The sequence below is a fragment of the Pedobacter psychrodurus genome (assembly GCF_032678585.1).
Lineage (GTDB): Bacteria > Bacteroidota > Bacteroidia > Sphingobacteriales > Sphingobacteriaceae > Pedobacter > Pedobacter psychrodurus_A.
This window is the reverse complement of the sequence record NZ_JAVTSN010000094.1, coordinates 1-7,976: the sequence shown is the minus strand read 5'-3', so window position 1 is coordinate 7,976 and position 7,976 is coordinate 1. Positions and strand designations below refer to the sequence as shown.

The 7,976-nt window shown below is 37.9% G+C and carries 7 protein-coding genes; 5 read left to right on the top strand and 2 right to left on the bottom strand.

The window, feature by feature from the left end; translation table 11 throughout:
- Positions 1-201 precede the first annotated feature (201 nt).
- Together R2S57_RS29980 and R2S57_RS29975 are read left to right on the top strand one after the other, a co-directional pair.
- Positions 202-582, top strand: a complete 381-nt coding sequence (locus R2S57_RS29980; protein ID WP_316848587.1) for a LytR/AlgR family response regulator transcription factor — start codon at positions 202-204, stop codon at positions 580-582.
- A gap of 83 nt (positions 583-665) precedes the next feature.
- Positions 666-1,061, top strand: a complete 396-nt coding sequence (locus R2S57_RS29975; protein WP_316848586.1) for a hypothetical protein — start codon at positions 666-668, stop codon at positions 1,059-1,061.
- Here the strand turns inward: R2S57_RS29975 and R2S57_RS29970 are convergent, their stop codons facing one another.
- Positions 1,062-1,925: a histidine kinase gene (locus tag R2S57_RS29970; RefSeq protein ID WP_316848585.1), complete on the bottom strand. Its 864-nt coding sequence runs from the start codon at positions 1,923-1,925 to the stop codon at positions 1,062-1,064.
- Positions 1,926-2,459: 534 nt separating this feature from the next.
- Positions 2,460-3,185 carry a LytTR family DNA-binding domain-containing protein gene (locus tag R2S57_RS29965; RefSeq protein WP_316848584.1) on the bottom strand — a complete coding sequence of 242 codons (726 nt, stop codon included), beginning with the start codon at positions 3,183-3,185 and terminating at the stop codon, positions 2,460-2,462.
- A gap of 125 nt (positions 3,186-3,310) precedes the next feature.
- Between R2S57_RS29965 and R2S57_RS29960 the strand changes: the two genes are divergently transcribed.
- The 3 genes from R2S57_RS29960 to R2S57_RS29950 all read left to right on the top strand — a co-directional run bounded on the left by R2S57_RS29960 (position 3,311) and on the right by R2S57_RS29950 (position 7,701).
- Complete coding sequence (locus R2S57_RS29960) at positions 3,311-3,532, top strand: cold shock domain-containing protein (RefSeq protein WP_316848583.1); 222 nt, start codon at positions 3,311-3,313, stop codon at positions 3,530-3,532.
- Positions 3,533-3,861: 329 nt separating this feature from the next.
- Positions 3,862-4,353, top strand: coding sequence for a DUF1772 domain-containing protein (locus R2S57_RS29955; RefSeq protein ID WP_316848582.1), 492 nt, complete (start codon positions 3,862-3,864; stop codon positions 4,351-4,353).
- Positions 4,354-4,563: 210 nt separating this feature from the next.
- Complete coding sequence (locus R2S57_RS29950) at positions 4,564-7,701, top strand: glycosyl hydrolase (protein ID WP_316848581.1); 3,138 nt, start codon at positions 4,564-4,566, stop codon at positions 7,699-7,701.
- Positions 7,702-7,976 lie beyond the last annotated feature (275 nt).

Below are 7,976 nucleotides of genomic sequence, written 5' to 3'. Positions count from 1 at the left end.
GCAATAAAACGATGTTTTCCGTCAAAGTTAAGGTTAAATAGCATGTAGTCTTTTTATGTAAAATGAAATATGATGTATTTGCGAATTATTGACGTGTATTAAATAGACATTTATCACCGTAATTTTACCTTTTCTGCTTTTTGCTATTGGAAATGATGTAGATTTTAATAACATTTGCATAGTCTACATAAAATTACAAATATGTATTATAACTGTTCGATAGTTGATGATGAGCAGCATGCCATCGAGGCGCTGAACGATTATATCAAAGAAATTCATTTCTTAAAAGTGACCAATGTGTTTAATAACCCTTTAGACGCACTAAAAACCATAGGTAATGGAGAAAAAGTAGATTTTCTTTTTTTAGATATTGACATGGATGGGATGGCGGGCACCGAACTATCCAAACGTTTAAGGGAAAAGGCAAGGTTTGTGATTTATGCTTCATCCAATTTGGAACATGAGGTGAGAATGCTCGATTCTAGCTATGAATGTTACCTCGGAAAACCCATTTCAATGAAACGTTTTGCCAGTACCATTGAAACCATTGTACGACTCAACAACCTACCAATAGCAAACTGATACACCTCGTTATGATCGAATTGACTTACTTATTTAAACAGGAATTTTTAAAAGACAAATCTTATCAGTTAATTCGGGCCAGCATGGAAGATCCATGGTTGGTGCTTTCTGGCAGCAATATACTTGGTGTTATTGATGAAGTTGAAAAGAATTGGATACAGGTAGTGGGCAATGAAATTGAAGAAGATGCAATAAAGGGGATGGGTTTATTAATCAACTTACAGCAATTTAGTTGGTTACCCAGTCTGCTTAGTAAACAATGGCCTGATTATGTAAAGGAAGTTATCGTTAAAGGCAAAAACCGATATGAAATCATTTGTCAGGAGGATGTTTGTATCAAACGGTTTAAACAGCGGTTTATCCCTGGTATCCACGCGCTTGCCAGGCGCGAGGAAGAGCTGCTTTTTAAGGTATATTCTTTCAATAAGTCGAGTTTTTACGAAGTAACTAAAGCACCCGCAATTGATCGTTTTGTGTAATTAAATAGATTGATAGATTACTTTTTCCATATGGCTGGGAAATGCTTTTTCCAATGCCTTTTCTTCAATAGATATGGTTAGGATATAAAACCCATCTTCGTCTACATCAGCCTTCATTTCTGCATGGTGTGCATAAGTATAATCTAATCTGGTTCTGATATTGTCTAAACCTGATCCAAAACCTACTTTGCTTTTTACCAATGCAGGTAAATTTCTACTTTCTATTTTCAGTAAGTCGCCATCCATATAAATATCAATAGTGGCTTTGTTATCGCGATCGAACAAATTGCCATGTTTAAACATATTTTCCAGAATGGTTAACAGTACCAAAGGAATAAGTTTAATGTCCATTACATCAGGCGAGAAGGCCATTTCTATAAAAACCTGACCTTGAGTAAGCTGATGTAACTTGATGAGGTTTTGGCATTGGGTAATTTCTTCGTTTAATTTGATATAACCTTCGTTATGCTCGGTGGTGGCCGCAAAACGCATCATATCTGAAAGATAAACCATTACCTGTGCATCTTCCGGAGAATGCTGTCTGATTTTTTGATGAATAAACTCGAAAGTATTGAATAACAGATGCGGGTTAATCTGTGCCTTTAAAAATGCATTTTTAGATACTAACAGTTCCTTGTCCGTTCTTTCCTTCTCAATAAGCATCTGGAAACGCTGTTTCTCAATTCGTTCTTTTTCTGCTCTTTCATTTAGGAAGCGCTTTAAGAAAAAATAACCAGTAGAGAAAAGCATGAAATAGGAACATCTGTAAAGGAGCTTAAATACCCTAACAGTTGTTGTAGGAATGGCACCATGACCTAATATATCAGTATAAGCATAAAGAAGATTATCCAGGCCAAAAACCATGGCTGTATATATGCTGATTTCGAGAGAAACAAATAATATAACTTTCCATAATGTACTACTTGGAATAGCGGTAGCTTTTTCTAGTAACCTAATGTGTAAATAGAATAAAAAAATATTTATTGAATAATGGACTACAAAATTACTAAGGTTTCCTACAGAGCTACCAAAAACTAAAACCATAATGGTTTCCCATGATATAAATGCTGACCAGCATATGATATGGGTTTTGTAATTAACTAACCAGTTTCTTAAAGAGCTTTTGCTCCAGTTTAAACTATCCATAAAGACTTCTTTACTATATATGTAATCATTGGTGTTATAGGACTCTTAAGCTTCTAGTTTTCATAAAAAAAATATCATTATGATGACTAAGAAAATTGCTAAAAGAACAGTGTTTATATTCAAAAAAAATGCCTACAATGTTATTAAATCCGATCCCACAACTACATCTGAACCAACAACAACAACGATAACTTCACTAACAGGTATTGTTGATTTTGGACATCGCAGATAATGTTTTAGTAACAGCAGCCGTTACTTTTTACGGCTGCTGATAATTAATTTATCCGTAATAAATTCACGGAAATCGTTGTTATAAATATCACCAACCGTAAAACTCGTCTGGTTTGATAAAGTTATCCTGCTACCATCGATATTCAGGATATGATCAATCGCAATAATATAGGCCCTGTGTAACTGTATAAAATTTCTCTTAATACTGAGCTGTTCTTTTACATCTTTCAAACTCAGGTAAGCAATAATTACTTTTTCTTTTGTATGGATTTTGATGTAGTTATGAAAACTCTCAAAAGCAATAATATCAGTATAACGCACTAAAACAGCTTTGTGATCTTCCGCTTTATTTTTCACCAGAAAATAGGTTTCTTCCTCCTTATTCTCCATTTCCTCCCCAAAAAGCCGGTTTAGCGTAAGCGCAAATTTGGCATAACCGTAAGGTTTTAATAGGTATGCATCACCTTCAGCCTCAAATGCTTCAAAAGCATATTCCTCGTGAGAAGTCGTAAATATTAATTTTCTGGTTTTTGAACGCACTGCCTTGGCAAGTTCTAATCCGGAGATCTGTGGCATTTGCACATCCATAAAAATCACATCAACAGTATCGATCTTTTTCAGTTCCATCAATGCAGTTAATGGGTCTGTATAACTCCCCACAAGCCGCATATTTGGTGTTTCTTCAATATATTTCTCCAGTCCCACTATAGAGCTTTGCTGGTCATCTATGGCTATACACTTAATCATCTCCTAAATCTTCATTTGCATACATCACGAAATTACACCTTTTCATAACGAAAATAGTACGATTTATCTGCAATTGTATCAATTTTTGATTTTAATGGCTAAATTAATGTAAAAAAAATTGTCTTATGAGATATACAGGAATGATTAAATGGTATAATCCGATACGTGGATTCGGGTTTATTGAGCCCGATAGTGGCACAGAAATGATTTATGCAGACAATCAACAGCTGAAAGGAATTTTCAAACCATCGTTACTGGTGGGTACAAAGGTTCGTTTTAATGTGGAGCGGGGGCATATCGGATGTCGGGCTATCGATATTGTTGTTTTGAGCCAGGATATTAACTAGTATTTAAACCGATTCATAACGGAAACTGACCGATCTGTGTAAACTTGTTCTTTAAAAGTTTTTTGCGAACGATATTCGCTTTAGGTTTTACAAATAGATAAATTTAATTAACATTAAAACCTGTGTTTGGCAAAGCTTAACATAAAAGACATTCGTTCTACATCTACCTATCAATACTAATTTAATGTGCTTCCCTATCTAAAATGACGCTCTCATTTTAGATTTGGATATTGTGCTAAATCCAGCATTTTACCTTTCTTATCTTTGGTGATTTCAGCTCATTTTTTCTTAAATTCGTTATACATCTTTATGAATTAACATATCGGTTTATGACGTTTAAAATTTTTCTTCTTTTGCTCAGTACAGTTTCTACCGCACTTATTGGTGGTCTTTTTTATGCTTATTCCTGTTCGGTTAATCCAGGGCTAGCCCGTATACCAGACGCTTCCTACCTTCAGGCTATGCAATCCATTAACCGGGCAATTCTAAATCCTTTATTTTTTATTTCCTTTATGGGAACGCTGGTGCTGTTACCCATCAGTGTATGGTTTTTCAAAGAACAGTCTATGGTTTTTTATTTGCTCCTTGCTGCAGCTTTATTATATTTCGGAGGTGTTTTTTTGGTTACGATGGTTGGCAATGTGCCACTTAATAACCTGCTGGACACTACTGATCTGACTAAGCTAGATACTGCAGGTTTGGCCAATCTACGGCATAAATTCGAAAGCAGCTGGAATTTCTTTCATAGAATAAGAAGCATCGCCTCATTTGTATGCATTGTTTTAGTGGCATATGCCGCAATATTAAGCCGGAATACCTGATCGAGGGAATGTAGGAACAAGCTAAAACATTGTTCGAAAAGCGGATTCATTGACGATCACGATAGCGGAAATATCCTGCGTAGGGCCTATTAAAATCGTTTTACTATTTAAATATTGTAGTGCACATAAATGTTGCGTTATATTTTTCGTTTATCCAAATCTTCATTTTAAATTGCCTGTTCTGATGATCACGCTTTTTAATCAAACCAAATGAATATATCCCACAGATCCGCTTTTTGTAAAGTATTACTTGTATTTCTTGCCATCACCATTGTGCCATCGGCCTTAAGGGCCCAGCAGTCTGTCCGCAATAATTTTGTTCATATTCCAGATTCTGTACAAACCAGTATTTATTGGTATTGGCTATCCGGTAATATCTCTAAGGCGGGTGTAGTAAAGGATTTGCAGGCCATGAAGAAAGCGGGGATTAACCGGGCGTTTATAGGCAACATCGGACTAGAGGATAGTAGCGTGCCTCACGGAAAGGTGAAGATGTTTACTGATGAATGGTGGGATATTTTGCATACTGCATTGAAAACAGCAACCGAACTTAATATTGAAATCGGTCTCTTTAACAGCCCGGGATGGAGCCAGAGCGGTGGGCCATGGGTAAAACCAACCCAGGCCATGCGGTACTTAACCTCTAGCCAAGAGGTGGTGAGCGGCAAAGGAGTCAAATCTATTCAGTTGGAAAAACCTTCAGGAGATTTTCAGGATGTAAAAGTTATTGCCTACAGTGCGCCAACAAAGAATAAAACTGAAGAAATCATCCAAACACTAAAATCGGATCAAAAAGAAGCCACAATAGACTTTGTAGCTGATCAACCCATTACAGCAAGGAGCATCTCCATTTTAACCGGAGAAAATCAGATCAATGCAACTGCAGTTCTAAAGGTTTTAGACCAGGGGATATATAAAGAGGTGAAAACCTTTACAATAGATCGGCACAACATGGCTTTAAATGTGGGCTTCCTGCCATACGGGCCTGTGGCCGTTTCTCTTCCCGAAACCACCTCAAAAACATACCGGTTAGAAATTAAAAGTAATGGCGGGGGAATATCTTTAAAGGAAATTAAAATTTCCAATGTTCCTGTTGTAGCTTCCTATGTAGAAAAAAGCCTTGGTAAAATGTTTCAGGATCCACTTCCATATTGGAAAGAGTATCAATGGCCTGTACAATCTGAAACCAGTTATAGCGAAATAATCGATCCCAAAAAGGTAATCGATATTTCTGCGTTTATGGATAAAAATGGCTTGCTTAAATGGGATGTCCCGGCAGGAGAATGGATTGTTCAACGTTTTGGGATGTTGCCTACCGGGGTAACCAATGCACCGGCGGATCCTGAAGGTACAGGTCTGGAAACTGATAAAATGAGTAAAACCCATATCGAAAGCCATTTTAATGCCTTTATGGGACAAGTAATTAAACGTATTCCAGCCAGCGACCGCAAAACCTGGAAAGTGGTGGTACAGGATAGTTACGAAACCGGTGGACAAAACTGGACGGATGATATGGCGCCACGTTTTATCAGTCAATATCATTACGACCCGGTGCCATATCTTCCTGTTTTAGATGGCAAGGTGGTTGGCAGTCAGGATAAAAGCGATCGTTTTTTATGGGATTTAAGACGATTGATTGCTGATCGGGTTGCCTACGATTATGTTGCTGGCTTAGGTGCTATCAGTCATAAATATGGCTTAAGAACCTGGCTCGAAAGTTATGGGCATTGGGGTTTTCCTGGAGAATTTTTGCAATATGGTGGGCAAGCTGATGAAATTGGTGGCGAATTTTGGAGTGAAGGCCAATTGGGCGACATCGAAAATAGGGCAGCTTCATCTGCAGCGCATATTTATGGCAAAACGAAAGTTTCAGCCGAATCATTTACTGCAGCAGGTAAAACCTTCGGACGCTTTCCTTATATGATGAAACAACGTGGCGACCGTTTTTTTACCGAGGGCATAAACAGTACACTTTTTCACCTATACATCCATCAACCCGAAGAACAATTACCGGGAATTAATGCCTGGTTTGGTAACGAATTTAACAGGCACAACACCTGGTTTCCATACCTCGATTTGTTTACTTCTTATTTAAAGCGGTGTAATTACATGCTTCAACAAGGCAATTATGTAGCGGATGTGGCTTATTTTATAGGGGAAGATGCGCCGAAAATGACAGGTATTACAGATCCTGCACTTCCGAAAGGTTATTCTTTTGATTACGTTAATGCAGAGGTGATTTTGCAACGTGCAACGGTGCGCAATGGCAGAATGTATCTTAAAGGGGGGATGAGTTATGCTTTACTGGTATTGCCTCCACTTGAAACCATGCGGCCAGTTTTGTTAAAGAAAATATTGGAGATGTCTAATCAAGGACTACACATTATGGGGCAATTGCCAAAACGTTCGCCAAGCCTTGAAGGTTTTCCGCAGGCCGATAATGAAGTTGTTGAATTATCAAAACAACTTAAAACGAGTAAAAATTATCTGAATCACAATGATATTGCCAAAACGCTGGCAGCGCTAAATCTTGGGCCTGATTTTGACGAGAAAGGATCCAATTCAACCTTATTTATTCACCGCAAGCTTGCAGAAGGTGAACTGTATTTTATCAGTAATCAAAAAGAGGAAACAGTAGAACTATCGCCATCCTTTAGGGTTAAGAATGCTGCTCCTGAACTGTGGGATCCTACCAATGGAGCGATTAGGCCCTTGAAAGGTTTTGTTGTAAAAAACAATCAAACTACAGTGCCTTTGAAGTTGGCACCTTTGCAAAGTGTTTTTGTGTTTTTTAAAAATGGAACAAGCCAGACCAATGCTGTTAAGAATTTGGGTGTGGAGGTGAATTTTCCTGCGCCATTAACGCAAGTAACCATAAATACACCCTGGAAAGTAAAATTTGACGAGGCATTTCGTGGACCTAAAGCACCTGTTATTTTTGAGAACTTAACTGACTGGACGAAAAGACCTGAAGATGCCATAAAATATTATGCCGGAACTGCGGTTTACAGCAATACATTTAAAGTAAAACTACCGGCAACGGGGGAGCAGATCTACCTGAATATTGGTGCGTTAAATGGTATGGCTAAAGTTAGGGTAAATGGTAAGTACCTTGGAGGTATCTGGACTGCACCCTGGAAAATTGATATTGGTAAAGCACTTAAAAACGGCGAAAATATAGTAGAAATATCAGTGGTGAATAACTGGATGAACCGTTTGATCGGTGATAGTAAATTGCCTGTAGCAGAGCGGAAAACGGCTACGTATGTTAATCCTTACCGTCCGGATAGCGGCCTGCAACCATCAGGCTTGATAGGGCCGGTAGTGGTTGAACGGGTAAAGTTCTAGGTATTCTAATTAGAAAGGCCATATGAGGGATAATTTATTTTATAAAAATCAATATGATTGACGTATAACTTATTTTTTTTCCCTGCTGCTCCGTCTTGCCTCAGCTCGCCGCCGCCGAAGGGCTCTTTCTTTTTGGCATCAAAAAGAAACAAAAAATGCCGGCTGAAAATTTATTCATTTTTAGTAGTGATTTTTAATGGCATTCATGAAGGCTATGCCATTTTCTTTGGAAGCCAGTAAAGTGGCTTGGTCTGTGGGGCCCGATCCCGATAGCT

Bases quoted from the DNA above. Each gene is read 5' to 3' on its own strand.
- R2S57_RS29980 (WP_316848587.1), top strand. From the start codon at position 202: ATGTATTATAACTGTTCGATAGTTGATGATGAGCAGCATGCCATCGAG.
- R2S57_RS29975 (WP_316848586.1), top strand. From the start codon at position 666: ATGGAAGATCCATGGTTGGTGCTTTCTGGCAGCAATATACTTGGTGTT.
- R2S57_RS29970 (WP_316848585.1), bottom strand. From the start codon at position 1,925: ATGGTTTTTGGCCTGGATAATCTTCTTTATGCTTATACTGATATATTA.
- R2S57_RS29965 (WP_316848584.1), bottom strand. From the start codon at position 3,185: ATGATTAAGTGTATAGCCATAGATGACCAGCAAAGCTCTATAGTGGGA.
- R2S57_RS29960 (WP_316848583.1), top strand. From the start codon at position 3,311: ATGAGATATACAGGAATGATTAAATGGTATAATCCGATACGTGGATTC.
- R2S57_RS29955 (WP_316848582.1), top strand. From the start codon at position 3,862: ATGACGTTTAAAATTTTTCTTCTTTTGCTCAGTACAGTTTCTACCGCA.
- R2S57_RS29950 (WP_316848581.1), top strand. From the start codon at position 4,564: ATGAATATATCCCACAGATCCGCTTTTTGTAAAGTATTACTTGTATTT.